14 protein-coding genes and 1 other annotated feature are annotated in these 17,810 nt (G+C 58.8%); of the genes, 6 read left to right on the top strand and 8 right to left on the bottom strand.

The genetic code is table 11. The annotated features are described in order from the left end of the window. Positions 1 to 35 precede the first annotated feature (35 nt). Positions 36 to 2,354 (bottom strand): catecholate siderophore receptor Fiu, encoded by a 2,319-nt coding sequence (locus FHW76_RS12615; protein ID WP_407043409.1) that lies wholly within the window; start codon positions 2,352 to 2,354, stop codon positions 36 to 38. 668 nt (positions 2,355 to 3,022) lie between these two features. Beyond that, positions 3,023 to 3,970 carry a zinc-binding alcohol dehydrogenase family protein gene (locus FHW76_RS12610; RefSeq protein WP_008807768.1) on the bottom strand — a complete coding sequence of 316 codons (948 nt, stop codon included), beginning with the start codon at positions 3,968 to 3,970 and terminating at the stop codon, positions 3,023 to 3,025. 74 nt (positions 3,971 to 4,044) lie between these two features. Here FHW76_RS12610 and FHW76_RS12605 point away from each other — a divergent pair, with 74 nt between their 5' ends. Continuing rightward, the gene (locus FHW76_RS12605) at positions 4,045 to 4,503 is read left to right on the top strand and encodes a MarR family winged helix-turn-helix transcriptional regulator (protein ID WP_040975836.1); all 459 of its coding nucleotides are present in this window, start codon (positions 4,045 to 4,047) and stop codon (positions 4,501 to 4,503) included. A 43-nt stretch (positions 4,504 to 4,546) separates the two neighbouring features. On the opposite strand, the gene FHW76_RS12600 is transcribed toward FHW76_RS12605, so the two are convergent. Beyond that, positions 4,547 to 5,455: a LysR family transcriptional regulator gene (locus FHW76_RS12600; RefSeq protein WP_012542062.1), complete on the bottom strand. Its 909-nt coding sequence runs from the start codon at positions 5,453 to 5,455 to the stop codon at positions 4,547 to 4,549. Between the two features lie 128 nt (positions 5,456 to 5,583). Between FHW76_RS12600 and FHW76_RS12595 the strand changes: the two genes are divergently transcribed. The 3 genes from FHW76_RS12595 to FHW76_RS12585 are packed head-to-tail and all read left to right on the top strand — an operon-like array spanning position 5,584 to position 9,259. Then, positions 5,584 to 6,894 (top strand): MFS transporter, encoded by a 1,311-nt coding sequence (locus FHW76_RS12595; RefSeq protein WP_032701181.1) that lies wholly within the window; start codon positions 5,584 to 5,586, stop codon positions 6,892 to 6,894. Between the two features lie 14 nt (positions 6,895 to 6,908). After that, entirely contained in the window at positions 6,909 to 7,997 is a 1,089-nt protein-coding gene (locus tag FHW76_RS12590) for a tartrate dehydrogenase (RefSeq protein ID WP_064170172.1), read from the top strand. A gap of 2 nt (positions 7,998 to 7,999) precedes the next feature. Continuing rightward, on the top strand, positions 8,000 to 9,259 hold the full coding sequence (locus FHW76_RS12585) for a glycerate kinase (RefSeq protein WP_023339993.1): 1,260 nt from the start codon (positions 8,000 to 8,002) through the stop codon (positions 9,257 to 9,259). Between the two features lie 218 nt (positions 9,260 to 9,477). Here FHW76_RS12585 and trpA read toward each other — a convergent pair whose 3' ends face one another. From trpA to FHW76_RS12560, 5 genes are read right to left on the bottom strand one after another with little or no spacing between them, the layout of a single operon-like run. Beyond that, complete coding sequence (gene trpA / locus FHW76_RS12580) at positions 9,478 to 10,287, bottom strand: tryptophan synthase subunit alpha (RefSeq protein ID WP_002901728.1); 810 nt, start codon at positions 10,285 to 10,287, stop codon at positions 9,478 to 9,480. Continuing rightward, on the bottom strand, positions 10,287 to 11,480 hold the full coding sequence (gene trpB, locus FHW76_RS12575) for a tryptophan synthase subunit beta (protein ID WP_012542059.1): 1,194 nt from the start codon (positions 11,478 to 11,480) through the stop codon (positions 10,287 to 10,289). The genes trpA and trpB overlap by 1 nt, the downstream gene beginning before the upstream one ends. Positions 11,481 to 11,489: 9 nt before the next feature. Further along, positions 11,490 to 12,848 carry a bifunctional indole-3-glycerol-phosphate synthase TrpC/phosphoribosylanthranilate isomerase TrpF gene (gene trpCF / locus FHW76_RS12570; protein WP_012968448.1) on the bottom strand — a complete coding sequence of 453 codons (1,359 nt, stop codon included), beginning with the start codon at positions 12,846 to 12,848 and terminating at the stop codon, positions 11,490 to 11,492. A gap of 3 nt (positions 12,849 to 12,851) precedes the next feature. After that, the gene (trpD, locus tag FHW76_RS12565; protein ID WP_110209407.1) at positions 12,852 to 14,447 is read right to left on the bottom strand and encodes a bifunctional anthranilate synthase glutamate amidotransferase component TrpG/anthranilate phosphoribosyltransferase TrpD; all 1,596 of its coding nucleotides are present in this window, start codon (positions 14,445 to 14,447) and stop codon (positions 12,852 to 12,854) included. After that, positions 14,447 to 16,009 carry an anthranilate synthase component 1 gene (locus tag FHW76_RS12560; protein ID WP_012542057.1) on the bottom strand — a complete coding sequence of 521 codons (1,563 nt, stop codon included), beginning with the start codon at positions 16,007 to 16,009 and terminating at the stop codon, positions 14,447 to 14,449. Before FHW76_RS12560 ends, trpD begins: the two co-directional genes overlap by 1 nt. 34 nt (positions 16,010 to 16,043) lie before the next feature. Beyond that, positions 16,044 to 16,139: a sequence feature (Trp leader region), on the bottom strand. A 159-nt stretch (positions 16,140 to 16,298) separates the two neighbouring features. Here FHW76_RS12560 and rnm point away from each other — a divergent pair. Continuing rightward, positions 16,299 to 17,162 (top strand): RNase RNM, encoded by an 864-nt coding sequence (rnm, locus tag FHW76_RS12555; RefSeq protein ID WP_110209408.1) that lies wholly within the window; start codon positions 16,299 to 16,301, stop codon positions 17,160 to 17,162. A gap of 16 nt (positions 17,163 to 17,178) precedes the next feature. Next, positions 17,179 to 17,799, top strand: coding sequence for an L-threonylcarbamoyladenylate synthase (locus FHW76_RS12550; protein WP_008807778.1), 621 nt, complete (start codon positions 17,179 to 17,181; stop codon positions 17,797 to 17,799). Positions 17,800 to 17,810: the final 11 nt, after the last annotated feature.

Below are 17,810 nucleotides of genomic sequence, written 5' to 3'. Positions count from 1 at the left end.
CTAAAAGGTGGGGCGCAACGGCCCCACGCACAGACTCAGAAGTGGACGTTCGCCGTCAGCATAAAGGTACGGGGTTCGCCCGGATGATAGCGATAGCCGCTCTTGTTGATGGAGGCCACGTAATCGGTATCAAACAGGTTGTACATATTGAGCTGCAGATCGAGGTTGCTGTTGACCCGATAGCCCAGTTTGGCGTCGGCGACCCAGTAGCCCTCGGTGTGATCCGGGGTACCGACCGCGCCATCGCTGCCCCGGCGCAGGCTTCCGACATAGCGCACACCGCCGCCGACGGACAGATCGCTGGTGGCCTGATACTGCGTCCACAGCGTAAAGGCATGTTTCGGGGTGTAGGCCAGGGCGGAAGATCCATCCTGCGCTACGTTCTGTCCCTCCGTCACTGCCGCATGCTGCTGAGTGTAGCCGGCGATGATCGTCCAGTCCGGGGTCAGGTTTCCGGTTGCGGAGAGTTCATACCCCTCCACGCGCTTTTTGCCGTACTGCGACCAGGTTCCGTCATCGTTGGCGGCCACTTCGTTTTCAATATCGGTACGGAATAACGCCGCGCTGAGCAGCAGACGGTTGTCGAAGATTTGCCACTTGGTGCCCAGCTCGCTGGATTTCGCCTTCTGCGGCTTAAAGTCGGTTCGGTTGGCGCTGTTGCCGCTACCGCTGGCGGCCAGGGCGAAACTGCTGCCCCCCGGCGGCTGCTGTGAGATGGCGTAGTTGACGTAGACATTGCCCTGCTCGGTTAAGCGGTACAGCGCCCCGGCTTTCCAGTTAACCAGATTGCCGGATTTGGCGGTATCCACGGTGGTGACCGGGCTGCCCGTCGACTGGCCGGGCGGGCAGGCGATAGCCCCGCGTCCGCTGCCGCCGCAGGCGGTGGCGCTGTCATATTTAGTATGATAATTGTCGAGACGTAGCCCGCCGTTGACCTCAATCCGTTCGGTCAGCGTCAGCGTATCGAAGGCATAAATCCCGAAGGTATCAGTCTGGCCGTTGGCATTCGCTCCGTTTCTGTCCAGCCCGCCAATCGACAGGTTGCTCACCGGATGGTAGAGATTCACCGCCGGCGCGGTCATGGCGTTAACGCCATAGTTGGTCTGGTTTTCCCGGGTAAACTCCACGCCGGCGCTGACGTCATGGCCTATCGAGCCGGTATTGAAGGTCGAGGTGATATTGGTCTGGTTGGTCAGAATGCGGTTGCTGACATCTTTGGTATTAACCAGACGCGACCAGCTCCAGGTGTTGACGTCATTGATATCGGGGGCGGTGATATTGCTCGCGCCGCCCATCACCGCGGTCAAAAGATACTCCTGTTTCACCCGCGACCAGCGGGTGGTATTGCGCACGGTGGTATTGTCCGTCAGATCGTGTTCGAAGCGTAGGGTGCCGCTGTCGGTGGTGGATTTATCATAATCGGAGTCGGTGCCATAGAAATTGTTGGTATCCACCTTCCCGGCGGAATTGAGCGCGGCATATTTCGGCGAAGGTGCCGAATAGCCCGGCAGGCCGACGGTGGGGATCCCGCCATCCGGGGTGTTGTTCTGCCGGACATGCAGATAGTTCAGATACAGACGAGTTGGGGTATCGAGGCCGAAGGCCAGCGATGGCGCGATGCCATAGCGTTCGTTTTCAATGCTATCCCGACCGGCGTCATGGGTTTTTTCCCCCATCAGGTTCAGACGGAACGCGGCGCTGTCGCTAAACGCCTGGTTCAGGTCGAGCGTTCCCCGACGCGACCAGGCGCTGCCGATGCTGGCCGAACCGTCGATCCCGGAGTCAAGGCGCGGCTGCTTGCTGATCATATTGATCGATCCTGAGGGCGCGCTGCGGCCATAGTCCGTGCCGGCGGGTCCTTTGATGACTTCCACCTGCTGGGTGTTGAAGGTATCGCGCGTCACGCTGCCGATGTCGCGGATGCCGTCCACATAGATGCTGTTAGAGGTATCCACGCCGCGCATGTAGATGGCATCCCCGGTGGTTGAACTGCCATTCTCGCCGGCATAAAACGCCCCGACGCCGGGGACGTTTTTGAGGGCGTCAGTCAGGTTGGTGACGCCCTGATCTTTAATCACCTGTTCCGGGATCACGGTGATGGTGCGGGTGGTATCGACCAGCGGTTTATTGAACTTGGGATCGCCGGAGGCGCCGGGAGAGTAGAGTGAGGGCGGAGTGGCTTCCACCACCAGCGTCTCTTCACTATTTTTGACTGATTTTTCCGCTGCGATGCCCGTTGCCGGTGAGGCCCCCAGACACAGACCCGTAAACAATGCCAATGAGTTGAAACTGCCAAACGGCAGAGAAGCGTTTTTTTCCATGATAAATGCAGGCTTATTTTTTGTTATGAGCACATACCACACCGCGCAAAAGCGACATTTTTCGTCGTCTGGCTTGCGCTGACCCGGTGTGATTCTATAAATGATAAAAAGAATAGTTATCATTCGCCTTAATATTTACATAGAAATGTTGACGTTTAAACATATTTCTTCATCGCGATTTACATAGTTCATAAATTTTGAACGAAAAGGGCGGGATTGAAGCGAAAGGGCGGCTGGAAGAGGCCGGTGACAGGCCGCGCCGCGAGGTGACAGGCGCCAGGGCTAACCCGGCGCTTCGTGGTTTTTGGCATAAAAGATGCCCTCCTTCTGCGCGAGGAGAACGCCGTTCTGGAAATTGGTGTAATGAAAAATAGCGGCCCACCGATCCCTCTGCAGGCACTGTTCCGCGACCGCGTTATTGGGGGGACGACCAGCGAGCGTTCTCCCGCCGCGTGACGGAGAACAATGCCGCGCCGTATGTCGTCTGGAGCAGGCGGCGGGCCACTGCTGGCTGCGGCAACTGGTGCGTGAGGTGTGTCGCGAGTAAAAAAAAGCCCGCACAAGTGCGGGCAAAAATACTGGAAGCAATGTGAGCAATGTCGTACTGAATACCTGAGTTATTTACTCAACTATTCAGTAATGAGAAAGATAATGTTTCTCATTTAAGATATCAACCCCATCTTTTGTGCGGAAGCGATTTTTTATCCGAGGGTGAAAACCGTACGCTTCTGACTGTCGTCCCGCGGCCAGGCCGCCGCGATCTCCTGCAGCGGCCGCGGGGTGGTGGCGATGGTGAATTTACCCGGCACCGCCGCCTGCAGCATTTCACCCGTCGCCGCCAGCAGCTGCGGCATCGACAGGCTACCGATACCGCTGCCCATCAGCACGAGCGGTGCGGAACGCAGAACTGCGCCATTTAACGCAATATCGGCGCCAGCCAGGGACCCCACCTGCACATAGCGCACCGGTCTGCCGGCTGGGGTATATTTCGCCAGGGCCGGCAATAACACTTCCGCGCTGTGTCCCCACAGGTAATCGATGACCACGTCAATCTGCGCAGCGCTGGTCGCTGAAAATTGCCCGCTCAAGGTTTTATCATCAGCGGTTAAGTGAATACACTCATCGGCGTCCAGCGCCGCCAGCGTCTGCGCATTCCGTCCGGTTGCAATGATTTTTTTCGCTCCCAGATAGCGGGCAATCTGCACCGCCAGCTGACCGGCGCTGCCGGTGGCGCCGTTAATCAGCACCGTTTCACCGGCCTGGATCTGGGCGCGAGTCACCAGAGACGCCCACGCGGACATGCCGGGATTGGCCATCGCCGCGGCGCTAACATCATCGAGCGCATCCGGCACCGGCAGGCAACTCTGCAGGGCAACCGGCGCCTGCTGCGCCATACTGCCGAAGGGGGCGGTGGGGAAGGCGAAATAGACGCGCTGGCCCTGAGGTGTGGTGCCGACGCCATCGATACCGGGCACAAAGGGCAGATTGCCGTCGAAGCTGTAATGGCGTCCGGATGCGCGGGCCTTAACCACATGGCTCAGCGCGGCGGCGCGGACGTCAATGATCGTCTGGCCGGGCGCGGGCTGCGGGTCGATAAAATCGGCCCAAACCGGGCCTTCTGCGAGGTCAAAAACCACGGCTGCTTTCATAAATTATCTCCTGTCGGGAATTATGTGTAAAATACACATATTGTTTTGCAGCACTATACGCGGAAAATTAATATATGCAAGATGCACATAATGACTACGACATTACCGACTTTCACGGCGCGCTACTGGATATCATCAGCGTGATGAACCAGCCGCTGCGCGACGAGCAAATCCTCCAGGCGGCCGGCGTCCAGCTGGAACAGATGCTGTTTCCGCTGCTGGTGGCGGTAGGACGCCATGGCCCGGTGGGAGTTGTTGAGCTGGCGGATCATTTAGGGCGCGATTACACCACCGTCAGCCGCCAGGTGAAAAAACTGGAAGCCCAGGGACTCGCCTGTAAGCAATCTAACCGTCATGACCGACGGATCAGCGAAGTGACGCTTAGCGCCAGCGGACAACAGATGATCGACAGTATTGCGGTAGCGCGGCGGCGGTTAATGAATCAGGTGCTGGCGCAGTGGCCGGAAGAGGAGGTGCAAGCGCTGTTTCGCTTAACGCGCAAATACGCCGACAGTTTGCAGCAACCGAGCTAAATTCTCGCGTGCTGCCGCCCTGGCGCAACAATCATCTTGTTCGTCACAAATCACGGGTCAGCTCGTCGATGTTGTCGGAAAGTATCTCCAGCAGGGATCGTACATAGATATTGTTATTTCCCTGATGCCACATCGCGCTGAGGGGAAGGCCTTCGATATGTTTTTTGGGCGTGAGCGCAAGGTATTTCACGCCGTCCGCATTCATGTCTTTATAGGACGCAGGCACCAGAGCAATGCCGAGTCCTGCGGCAACAAAACTCAGGATAGTCTGCTTCTCTTCAGCATACTGCGCGATAACAGGCATGCTGCCACCTTCCTTGAAAATATTCATTGTCAGGTCATGACTGTGACGCCGGGTGCGTCTTTCCGGCAAGATAACCGGCTCGTGTCGGAAATCATCGATACTGACTTCATCATAACTGACCAGCCGGTGGTTAGTGGGCACGGCGAGCACGCAAGTTTCATTGGCGATAAATCGCGTTGTCAGCATGGCATCAATGTGTTCCGGCGGGCGCACAAAAACCACATCCAGCCACCCTGAAATGAGTCGGGGGATAAGTTTGTGAGATTTATCTTCTGTAAGATGAATATCTGCTTCAGGAAAACGCCTGACGAAAAGATTAAGCAATTCAGGAAGTAATCCTTTGGCTGCGCTGTCGATAGCCCCGATCCGCAACGTTCTTTTCTGCAACAGGCTATTTTTCCGGAATCGCTGCCGTAGCGCATCGAAATCAGCAATGACCGTTTTGGCCTCATTTAAAAAGGCGGCGCCTTCAGGTGTTAGCGACACGTTGCGGGTCGATCGATTCAGTAGCCTGATCCCCAAATCATCTTCCAGTAGCTTAATAAAGCGACTCAGTGACGCAGGCATCATTTCGAGTTTACGGGCAGCCCGGCCAAAGTGAAGCTCATCACCTAATACCACAAAGCAACGTAGCTGATTTATATCCATTTTTTCACCAAAACCTGATTATACAAATTATTTATATAAAGCCGTGCCGATGATAAAGCGGTTCAAAACTTCATACTGGGATTATTACAAAACGATAACAACCCTACATCACTATGGAGCATCCCGTCATGAAAAACGACCTCGAAAAGAAGGTGATGCGTAAGGTTACCCTGCGCATTATTCCTTTCATCATGCTGCTGTACTTCATTGCCTTCCTTGACCGCGTCAACATTGGCTTTGCCGCCCTGACCATGAATCAGGATCTGGGATTTTCACCCACCGTTTTTGGTCTGGGCGCTGGCATTTTCTTCCTGGGTTATTTTCTGTTTGAGGTACCGTCAAACTTAATTCTTCATAAAGTGGGCGCCCGCATCTGGATCGCCCGCGTCATGATCACCTGGGGATTCGTCTCTGGCTGCATGGCTTTTGTGCAGGGCACGACGAGCTTCTACATTCTGCGTTTTCTGCTCGGCGTGGCGGAAGCCGGTTTCTTCCCGGGTATCATTCTCTATCTCAGCTACTGGTTTCCTGCCGCCAGGCGTGCGCAGGTCACTGCCATCTTTATGGCCGCAGCTCCCCTGTCGACAGCACTGGGATCGCCGGTTTCGGCCGCACTGCTGGAGATGCATGGCTTCCTTGGCTACGCCGGCTGGCAGTGGATGTTTGTACTGGAAGCTTTGCCGGCGCTGGTGCTCGGTGTTGTGGTTCTGTTCTTCCTGACGGATCGTCCGGCCAAGGCCAAATGGCTAACTGATCAAGAGCGTGCCTGGCTGGAAAACACCATGCATGCCGAGGAGCTGGCGCGGGCGGCAAAACAGAGCCATTCCAGCGCATGGCGGGGACTGGCGGATATACGCGTCCTGGCGCTGGCGCTGGTCTATTTCGGTACCTCCGCCGGGCTGTATACGCTTGGCATCTGGTCCCCGCAAATTATTCGCAGTTTCGGTGCTTCCTCGCTGGAGATTGGTTTCCTGAACGCTTTTCCGGCGGTGATCGGCGTCATCGCCATGATCCTCTGGGCGCGTCATTCCGATCGAACCAAAGAGCGCAGCTGGCACGTCATTGGCGCCTGCCTGCTGGCGGCGGCCGGACTGATATACGCCGGTAACGTCAGCACATTGTTTACCGTGATGCTTGCCTTAACGCTGGTCACTGTGGGGATTAGCGCATCAAAACCCCCTCTGTGGAGCATGCCAACCCTGTTCCTCAGCGGCCCGGCTGCGGCCGCTGGCATTGCCGCTATCAACTCCATCGGCAACCTCGGCGGTTTCGTCGGCCCGATGATGATTGGCGTGATCCGCGAGCAAACCGGTAGCTACAGCTGGGGCCTGTATTTTGTCGCCGGATTGCTGGCGCTCTCGGCCCTCGTGGTCGTGATTCTTTCTGCCAGAGCGAACAAATCGCCGACGGCAGAGCTTCCACATCCTCATACTCATTAACTGGAGAAGTAACGATGCGTCACTACAAAATTGCTGCCATCCCTGCGGACGGTATCGGACCGGAAGTCATTTCGGCAGGTATTGAAGTCTTGCACGCGCTGGCGCGCCACGATCCGCAACTGAAATTTGATATAGAGACCTTTGACTGGGGGTCAGACTATTACAAAAAACATGGCGTGATGATGCCGGAAGAAGGGCTGAACATGCTGAAAGCATTCGATGCCATTTACTTCGGCGCGGTGGGGGCACCGGATGTCCCTGACCACATCACACTCTGGGGCCTGCGGCTGCCTATTTGCCAGGGCTTTGACCAGTACGCCAATGTGCGACCCACCAAAATTCTGCCGGGCGTCACCTCACCGCTGCGCAACCGCGGGCCTGGCGATCTTGACTGGGTCATCGTGCGCGAAAACTCCGAAGGTGAATATTCTGGTAACGGCGGCCGTACGCACCGTGGTTTACCTGAAGAAGTCGGTACCGAAGTGGCAATCTTTACCCGTGTTGGGGTGACACGCATTATGCGCTATGCCTTCAGACTGGCGCAGTCCCGTCCACGTAAGCTGCTGACCGTGGTGACCAAATCCAACGCCCAGCGCCATGGTATGGTGATGTGGGATGAGATTGCCGCTGAAGTGGCGCAGGAATTCCCGGATGTGCAGTGGGACAAAATGTTGGTCGATGCCATGACGCACCGTATGACGTTGCATCCCCAGACCCTGGATACCATCGTTGCCACCAATCTGCACGCCGATATCCTTTCCGATCTGGCTGGCGCGCTGGCGGGTAGTCTGGGCGTAGCGCCGACCGCGAATATTGATCCTGAACGCCGCTTCCCTTCCATGTTCGAACCGATCCATGGTTCCGCATTCGATATCACCGGCAAAGGGATTGCGAACCCCATTGCCACTTTCTGGACCGCGGTACAGATGCTTGAACATCTGGGCGAACGCCATGCCGCTGCGCTGATTATGGAAAGCATTGAGTATGTGTGTGAAAAAGGCATTCTGACGCCAGATGTCGGTGGCTCAGCCAATACCGCGGAGGTGACACGCGCCGTGGTGCACTACATTGACGCTAAAGCTGACATTGCCGAGACCGCATAACCATGAATAACGAACAGGCTGCAGAGATCCTGCAGGATATCTTTCAACATGCGGTCAACAGTGCCCGCGCCGGGCCGGTGACCCTGGCTAACCTGCCGGAAAAACCTCGCGGCCGTTGTGTGGTGATCGGTGCGGGTAAAGCGTCCGCGGCAATGGCGGCTGCCGTGGATGCGGCCTGGCCGGATGTGGCGGTGTCGGGCGTGGTGGTGACGCGTTACGGTTACGCGGTTCCTGCGGGCCGCATCCGCATTATTGAGGCGGCTCATCCCGTATCAGATGCCATGAGCGAGGTTGCCGCAATGCTGATTGTGGAGACGCTGCGCGGTTTAACTGCCGATGATCTGGTGCTGGCATTGATTTCAGGGGGAGGATCGGCGCTGATGGCGCTGCCCGCCCCGGGGTTAACGCTGGCAGATAAGCAGACCATCACCCGGGCCCTGCTCCATAGCGGGGCCAGCATCAAAGAGATGAATCTGGTACGTCGTCATCTCTCAGCGGTGAAAGGCGGAAAGCTGGCGACCATGGCGCAACCAGCGCGCATCGTATCACTGATTATCAGCGATGTGCCTGGCGATGATCCGACGGACGTAGCGTCTGGCCCCACCGTTGCCGATAACAGCGCACCACGTGATGCGCTCCGGGTACTGCAGCGGTATGGCATTGCGATCCCGAAGCCCGTTAGCGAACGGCTAAACCAGCCGGCCGGCCCGATGGAAAATGCCGCGACAGGCGAGGTCAGGCTTATCGCCACGCCGGCGATGGCGTTAGCGGCGGCGGGGCTGGCCGCACGACAACATGGGCTCACCCCCCTTATTTTGGGGGATGCGATAGAAGGTGAAAGCAGGGAAGTGGCGGTGGTCATGGCCGGTATGGCGAAATCGGCGAAGCAGTATGGTCACCCGATTTCAGGGCCTGCTGTACTGTTGTCAGGTGGCGAAACCACGGTGACAGTAAACAACACTCAGCCTGGAAAAGGGGGCCGCAATACCGAGTTTTTACTCAGTCTGGCCTGTGCGCTCCAGGGGGAACACGGTATCTGGGCCATGGCGGGAGATAGCGATGGTATTGATGGCACAGAAGATGCCGCAGGTGCGATCGTCTTCCCGGATACGCTTGCGCGCGGCAAGCTGAGCGGTCTTAATGCAGTGCAATATCTGGATGGCCATGATAGTTACTGCTATTTTCACGCGCTTAATGATTTGCTGATCACCGGCCCGACGTTAACCAACGTCAATGATATTCGGGCAATATTGATTGCCTGACTGTATCGCTCTCCTGTGCCAGGGAGAGCGATATTTTTCCCTTTCTACATTGTTCAAATCTTCGGTATCCGCCCGCCATCCATTTCCACGCTAAAGCGCATCGCCTGGCGCCAAGGTGTCGATCATCGTTCCGTCTGATGTGTTGGCGTGCAAGATGACATGGAGGGGAAGGTAACGCGAGGAAATCGCCGCCTGGCGCGATACCAGGCGGCTGATGGTCAGGCGGTTTTGGTCGCCGCCTTCAGGCTCTGGACGAAGGCTTTCAGTTCGTCGAGCATGGTCTGCGGCTCATCGAGGTGGCGTTCGATGATTTTGACGATGGCGGAACCGGAGATAGCCCCGGCGGCTCCGGCGTCAATGGCGGCGCTCACCTGCTCCGGCGCGGAGATACCAAAGCCCTGCAGCGGCGGCGCGGCGTGATATTCCGCCAGCTTCTCCACCAGGTGGTGCAGCGGCAGTGCGGCGCGATTTTCCGCACCCGTCACCCCGGCGCGCGACAGCAGATAGGTGTAGCCGCGGCCATAAGAGGCAATCTGGCGCAGTAAATCGTCATCCGCATTGGGCGGGCAGATGAAAATCGGCGCGATGTTATGGCGCATCGCCGCCTGGCGGAACGGGGCGGACTCTTCCACCGGCACGTCGGCTACCAGCACCGAGTCGACGCCGACGCGGGCGCACTGGGCATAGAACGCATCGATGCCCGGGCTGAAGACGAGGTTGGCGTACATCAGCAGGCCGATTGGGATGGTCGGATGCTTCTGGCGGATCGCCGCCAGCATCTCAAAGCACTGCGCCGGGGTCACTCCCGCGGCGAAGGCGCGCAGGGCCGCGCCCTGGATGGTCGGGCCGTCCGCCAGCGGGTCGGAGAAAGGGATCCCCAGCTCAAGGGCATCGGCGCCGCCTTCGATCAGCGCATCGATAATTTTGAGCGACTGCTCCGGTCCCGGATCGCCGAGGGTGACAAAGGGAACGAAGGCGCCTTCCTGGCGATTTTTCAGTTGGGCAAACAGCGTCTCATAGCGTTCCATCAGATTTCCCCTCGCGCTTTCAGGATGTCATGTACGGTGAAAATGTCTTTGTCGCCGCGACCGGAGAGGTTAACCACCAGCAGCTGCTCTTTTTCCGGGTTCTCGCGCATCATCTTCAGCGCGTGGGCCAGAGCGTGAGAGGACTCCAGCGCCGGGATAATCCCTTCGTGGCGGGAGAGCGCTTTAAACGCGTCCAGCGCTTCGTCGTCGGTGATCGACACATAGTCAGCGCGACCGGTGCTGTTCAGAAACGCGTGCTGCGGCCCAACGGACGGGAAGTCCAGCCCGGCGGAAATGGAGTAAGACTCTTCGATCTGGCCGTCGGCGGTTTGCATCATCGGCGACTTCATACCGAAGTAGATCCCCACGCGGCCATGCTTCAGCGGCGCGCCGTGCTCGCCGCTTTCGATACCGTGCCCGGCCGGTTCCACGCCGATCAGGCCGACGTTGGTTTCATCAATAAAGTCGGCAAACATGCCGATGGCGTTTGACCCACCGCCAACGCAGGCGATCACCGCGTCCGGCAGACGTCCCTCTTTTTCGAGGATCTGCGCTTTGGTCTCTTCGCCAATCATGCGCTGGAATTCACGTACAATGGTCGGGAACGGATGCGGACCGGCGGCGGTGCCCAGCATATAGTGCGCCTTCTCGTAGCTACCAGACCAGTCGCGCAGCGCCTCATTACAGGCATCTTTCAGCGTGGCGGAGCCGCTGTGCACCGGGATCACCTCGGCACCCATCAGGCGCATACGGAAGACGTTCGGCGACTGGCGCTCGACGTCCTTGGCCCCCATGTAGATACGGCATTTCAGGCCGAGCAGGGCGCTGGCCAGCGCTGAGGCGACCCCGTGCTGACCGGCGCCGGTCTCGGCGATAATTTCGGTTTTACCCATCCGTTTGGCCAGCAGGGCCTGGCCCAGCACCTGGTTGGTTTTGTGCGCGCCGCCGTGCAGCAGATCTTCGCGTTTCAGGTACAGGGTGGTGCGAGTACCTTCGGTCAGATTCCGGCATTTGGTCAGGGCCGTCGGACGCCCGGCGTAGTTTTTCAGCAGGTCGGTGAATTCCGCCTGAAAGGCCGGGTCCTTCTGCGCGCTGACAAAGGCTTCTTCCAGCTGGCGCAGGGCGGGCATCAGGATCTGCGGCACATACATGCCGCCGAATTCGCCGAAGTAGGGGTTCAGTAAAGTGCTCATTATTGCTCCTTAATATGCGCGCAGCGTCTGGAATACGGAGGCCAGCTTGCTGGCGTCTTTCATCCCGGGTTGCGACTCTACGCCTGAATTGAAATCGAGTCCGGCACAGCCGCTTTTGGCCGCTTCCACACAGTTATCGGCACCCAGGCCACCCGCCAGCATGACGTTGCGCAGATCCTGGCCCTGCAGCAGGCTCCAGTCAAAGCGCTGACCGCTGCCGCCCTGGCCGTTGTCGAACAGGTACTTGTCGACATGGCGGAGCGTACGGGCCGGGAGGGTTTCACCAACGCTCAGCGCTTTCCAGATACGGACGTTGTCCGCGAGGGCGTCGCGCAGCGCGTCGATATAGGCCTGGTCCTCATCACCGTGCAGCTGCACGGCGGCCAGCCCCAGAGCCTGCGCGCGGGCGACCACCTCGTCCAGCGGCGCATTGCGAAACACGCCGACGTACTGCAGCGGCGCAGCGGCGATCACCGCTTTGGCCTGGGCGTCATTCACGGCCCGCGGCGAAGTCGGGACGAAAATCAGTCCACCGTAGATGGCGCCAGACTCCCAGGCCACCTGGGCATCCTGCGGCCGCGTCAGGCCGCACACTTTATTCTCGCCGAGCAGCACGCGTTTAACCGCCGCTTCCAGATCCGCCTGTTCCATCAGGGCGGAGCCGATCAGGAAGCCGTTGGCGAAGTGGCTCAGCTCGCGCACTTCAGCATAGGTATGGATGCCGGATTCGCTGATCACCGTGACATCCGGGCCGAGACGCGCCGCCAGCTGACGGGTGCGGTTAAGGTCAATCGACATATCGCGCAGGTCGCGGTTGTTAATGCCCACCACCTTCGCCTTCAGGGCGATGGCGCGCTCCAGCTCCTCTTCATTGCTGACTTCGGTCAGCACACCCATATTCAGGCTGTGCGCCACCGCGGAGAGCTGGCGGTACTGCTCATCGTCGAGCACCGAGAGCATCAGCAGGCAGGCATCGGCCTGATAGTAGCGCGCCAGGTAGATCTGGTAAGGGTCGATGGTGAAGTCCTTACACAGGATCGGCTGCGGCGCGACCTTGCTGACGATCGGCAGAAAATCGAAACTGCCCTGGAAATATTTCTCATCACACAGCACTGAGATCGCCGAGGCGTAGTGTTTGTAGATGCTGGCAATCGCCGCCGGATCGAAATCTTCGCGAATCAACCCCTTCGACGGCGAGGCCTTTTTGCACTCGAGAATAAACGCGGTGCGGGTGCCGGCCAGCGCGTCATAGAAATTGCGCTGCGTCGGGACCACTTCATTCTGAAAACTGGCTAACGGTTGTTGTTGTTTGCGGGCTTCTACCCAAATCGCTTTGTCGGCAACGATTTTTGCTAAAACGGTCTGCATTCTTTACCCTCTTGCCGCTAAGGCGGTCACTCTGTCATAGGCCGCGCCGCTGTGCAGCACATCCAGTACCTGCTGAGCGTTAGCTTTCAGATCTTCATGCCCGTGTAAACGCATCAACATGGCGACGTTGGCGGCGACGGCGGCTTCGTGAGCGGCTTCACCTTTACCTTGTAGCAAGCGCGTCAGAATGTCACGATTTTCTTCCGGCGTGCCGCCCGCCAGCTGCGCCTGATGGTAAGGCGTCAGGCCGAAGTCGTCAGCGGTCAGCTGATAGCTTTTGATTTCCCCGTTATGCAGTTCGGCCACCACCGTGGGCGCATGCAGCGAGACTTCATCCATCCCGCCGCTGTGCACCACCGCCGCGCGCTGATAGCCCAGCACGCGCAGGGTCTCGGCGATCGGCAACACCAGTTCCGGGCTGTAGACGCCAATCAGCGCCAGCGGCGGATGCGCCGGGTTGATCAGCGGCCCCAGCACGTTAAACAGGGTGCGGGTCTTCAACTGCTGACGGACCGGCATCGCATGGCGGAAACCGGTGTGGTATTTCGGCGCGAACAGGAAGCAAACCCCCAGCTCATCGAGCGCCGCGCGGGATTTATCGGCGTTCATATCGAGATTGATGCCGAAGGCCGCCAGCAGGTCAGAAGAGCCTGATTTACTGGAGACGCTGCGGTTACCGTGTTTCGCCACTTTCAATCCACAGGCCGCAGCGACAAAGGCGCTGGTGGTGGAGATATTGATGCTGTTGCTGCCGTCGCCACCGGTGCCGACGATGTCAGCAAACAGGTAGTCCGGGCGCGGGAACGGCGCGGCGTTTTCCAGCAGCGCGGTGGCGGCGCCGGCAATTTCCTGTGGCTGCTCGCCGCGCACTTTCATACTGACCAGCGCGGCGGCCAGTTGCTCAGGCTTCACTTCACCGCGCACGACGGCGGAGAACAGCTGGTGGCTCTCCTGCTGGCTCAGGGTTTCCGCCTGGTACAGCTTCTCAAGGATCGGCTGGAGGGTGTTAGTGTGCTCCAGCTTCTGCAGCGCCCAGGCCAAGGTCTGCTCCAGCAGCCGTGCGCCCTGAGTGGTAAGGATCGATTCCGGATGGAACTGGAAGCCGCACACCCGGTCCGCATCGTGACGCACCGCCATCACCATACCGTTGAAATTGGCGTTAATCGTCAGCCCGGCGGGAATATTGCTGCCAACCAGCGAGTGGTAACGCGCCACCGGCAGTGGGTTAGCCAGACCGGCAAACATGGCCTGGCCGTCGTGCTCAATGCTGGATGCTTTGCCATGGAGGATCTCGCCCGCCTGGCCGACATAGCCGCCGTAGGCTTCGACAATGGCCTGATGACCGAGGCAGATGCCGATGATCGGCAGCTTGCCACGCATACGGGTCAGCAGTTCCGGCATGCAGCCAGCTTCGCTCGGCGTACCCGGGCCCGGGGAGAGCATCAGCACCGGGTTGTCCATGGTGCCCAGACGCTCAATCAGCGCCTGCGCCGGGACGGAGTTACGGTAAATCACCACGTTATGACCATTGGCCCGCAGCTGGTCTGCCAGGTTATAGGTGAAAGAATCGATATTATCGAGCAGCAGAATGTCAGCCATCAGAAAATCTCCTTCGCGTGATGGGCCTGGGCAATGGCGCGCAGCACCGCGCGGGCTTTATTTCGGGTCTCATCCGCTTCCGACTGGGGAACCGAGTCGAGCACAATGCCGGCTCCGGCCTGGACGGTAGCGATACCCTCCTGCACGTAGGCGGAACGGATGACGATGCAGGTGTCGAGGTCGCCGTGGGCGGTGAAATAGCCCACCGCGCCGCCGTAGCTGCCGCGGCGTTTACCTTCGGCGGCGGCAATCAGCTGCATGGCGCGGACCTTCGGTGCGCCGCTGAGGGTGCCCATGTTCATGCAGGCGCGGTAGGCGTGCAGCACATCGAGGTCCTGACGCAGTTCGCCGACCACGCGGGAGACCAGATGCATCACGAAGGAGTAACGGTCAACCTTCGTTAAATCGGCGACATAGCGGCTGCCCGGGGTACAGATGCGGGCCAGGTCATTACGCGCCAGATCCACCAGCATCAGGTGTTCGGAAAGCTCTTTATGGTCGGTGCGCATTTCCAGTTCGATGCGGCTGTCAAGATCGCGATCCAGCGAACCGTCGGCGCGGCGGCCGCGTGGCCGGGTGCCGGCGATAGGGTAGATCTCAATCTGACGGCTGACGGCGTCATATTTCAGCGAACTCTCCGGCGAGGCGCCGAATAGGGTGAAATCGTTGTCCTGCATAAAGAACATGTACGGGCTGGGGTTGCTCTTCTTCAGCACATCATAAGCGGCCAGCGGCGACGGGCAGGGCAGCGAGAAGCGACGGGAAGGAACCACCTGGAAGATTTCCCCGGCGCGGATCGCGCGCTGCATTTTGCGCACCACCGCACCGTACTCTTCATCGCTCTGGTCAACGTCGCACTGCATTTCGGCCACAGTGGTAACCGGCAGCGGCGCCGGCGGCTCGTTCAGTTGCTGACGCAGCTGGCTCAGGCGCTGCTCCAGGCGCTGTTTTTCACTCTCCAGCGGGGTGAACAGGCTGGCCTGAATGCGGGTATGCTTGGTCTGATGGTCGATGACCAGCAGAGTTTCAGCCAGATAGAAGCAGTAGTCCGGGCAGGCGGTGTCGCTCTGCAGCGGTGGAAGATCTTCAAAGCCGGCGACCAGGTCATAGGCGAACAGGCCGCCGAAGAACATCGCTTCACGCTCGTTGGCCGGGACGGTCACCAGCTCCTGCAGGAGACGGAAGGCGTCAAACACCGACAGTGAGCAGAGGCGGGCGTCTTCATCGAGCAGGGTGCTGACCGCGGGGAAGGTCAGGATGCGGCCGTTGGGCTGGCGCTGATTGGCGATCCCGGAGGGCAGCGCGCCGTCCAGCAGTTCCAGCAGCGCGGCGCCGTTAGCGGAAAGTGCCTGAATAGTGACAGTGTCACCAAGAGCGGTGATGCGCAGCGCGCTGTCGACCAGCAGCAGGCTTTTTAAGTCATCTTTGCTGTCGATATCAGCGGATTCCAGCAGCAGCGTGGCCGGACGGGCGCCACACAGTTGGTGGAATAACGCCGTCGGGTTCTCCCGGTAGATGGCGTCGCTGGTGAGAAGCTCGAGTGCCGGTTTGGATGTTTGCATTATTGTTCTCGCCTGTTCGTATTATTTTTTGTCCAATAAAAAGCCCGCTCATTGGCGGGCCGGGTATCTGTATGCTGAATGCAAAACGCGATCACGCCGCCCGTTATCAGGAGGTGCGCCACCAGCTGTGCAGAGTGATAAAGTGCATTTTCATCGTGATACCCCTTCATGTGAACTTGCGTACTAGTTAACTAGTTCAATGGAATAAAGTCAACCCTTGTTTGCAGATTTTCTCTGCCTGTCGGTATGATAATGCGCTTATTTACGTTGATGTCCAGCAGGAGTCCTTTTGAGCGACAGCCAATACGCAGTGATTTACGATCTGCACAGCCATACCACCGCCTCTGACGGGCGGCTGACTCCGCAGGAACTGGTCCATCGCGCCCATGAGATGCGCGTAGGCACCCTGGCGATCACCGACCATGACAGCGTGGCGGCGATCCCGGCCGCCCGGGAAGAGATCGCCTGTGCCGGATTACCCTTAACGCTGGTAAACGGCGTCGAGATTTCGACGCTTTGGGAGAATCACGAAATACATATCGTGGGTCTGAATATTGATATTGCGCACCCGACGATGACCGCGCTGCTGGAGGAGCAGAAAGCGCGACGCCAGCTGCGGGGCCAGATGATTGCCGAGCGTCTGGAGAAGGCGCGCATCCCTGGCGCCTGGGAAGGGGCGCTGCGGCTGGCGGACGGTGGCGCCGTCACCCGCGGCCATTTTGCCCGTTTTCTGGTGGAGGCTGGCCATGCGAAAAACATGGCGGAGGTCTTCAAAAAATACCTTGCCCGCGGGAAAACCGGTTACGTGCCGCCGCAGTGGTGTACAATAAAACAAGCGATTGATGTCATTCATCATTCTGGCGGCAAGGCGGTGATAGCCCATCCCGGGCGCTACGATCTCTCCGCCAAGTGGTTGAAGCGGCTGTTGGCCCACTTTAGCGAGCAGGGCGGTGATGCCATGGAAGTGGCCCAGTGTCAGCAGGCGCCCCATGAACGCGCCCAGCTGGCCACCCTGGCCGTGCAGTTTGGTCTGCTGGCGTCACAGGGCTCCGATTTTCATCAGCCCTGTGCGTGGATCGAGCTTGGCCGTAAGCTCTGGCTTCCTGCCGGCGTGGAAGGCGTCTGGCACAGCTGGGAAGCGGCCGCCGAATAAAAATTGAGAGGGAAGTATGAGCCAGTTTTTTTATATCCATCCGGATAACCCGCAGGCGCGGTTGATTAACCAGGCGGTGGAGATTGTGCGTAAGGGCGGGGTGATCGTTTATCCGACCGACTCCGGCTACGCCCTGGGCTGCAAAATTGAAGACAAGGGCGCGATGGAGCGGATCTGCCGTATCCGTCAGTTGCCGGACGGCCACAATTTTACCCTGATGTGCCGCGATCTGTCCGAGCTGTCAACCTACGCTTTTGTCGACAACGTGGCGTTTCGTCTGATGAAAAACAACACGCCGGGCAACTACACCTTTATCCTCAAGGGGACCAAAGAAGTACCGCGCCGGCTGCTGCAGGAGAAACGTAAAACCATCGGCATGCGCGTCCCGTCTAACCCTATTGCTCAGGCGTTGCTCGAGACTTTAGGCGAACCGATGCTGTCCACGTCGCTGATGCTGCCTGGCAGCGACTTTACCGAGTCCGACCCGGAAGAGATCAAAGATCGTCTGGAGAAAGTGGTGGACCTCATCATTCACGGCGGTTTCCTCGGGCAGCAGCCGACCACGGTTATCGACCTGACGGAAGATACCCCGGTTGTGCTGCGCGAAGGCGTCGGCGACGTGAAGCCTTTCCTCTGATCGTCATCGTC

Source organism: Klebsiella sp. RC2, from assembly GCF_014192815.1.
GTDB classification, from domain to species: Bacteria; Pseudomonadota; Gammaproteobacteria; order Enterobacterales; family Enterobacteriaceae; genus Klebsiella; species Klebsiella variicola.
The sequence above is the reverse complement of the archived record's forward strand: the minus strand, read 5'-3'. Positions and strand labels throughout refer to the sequence as shown.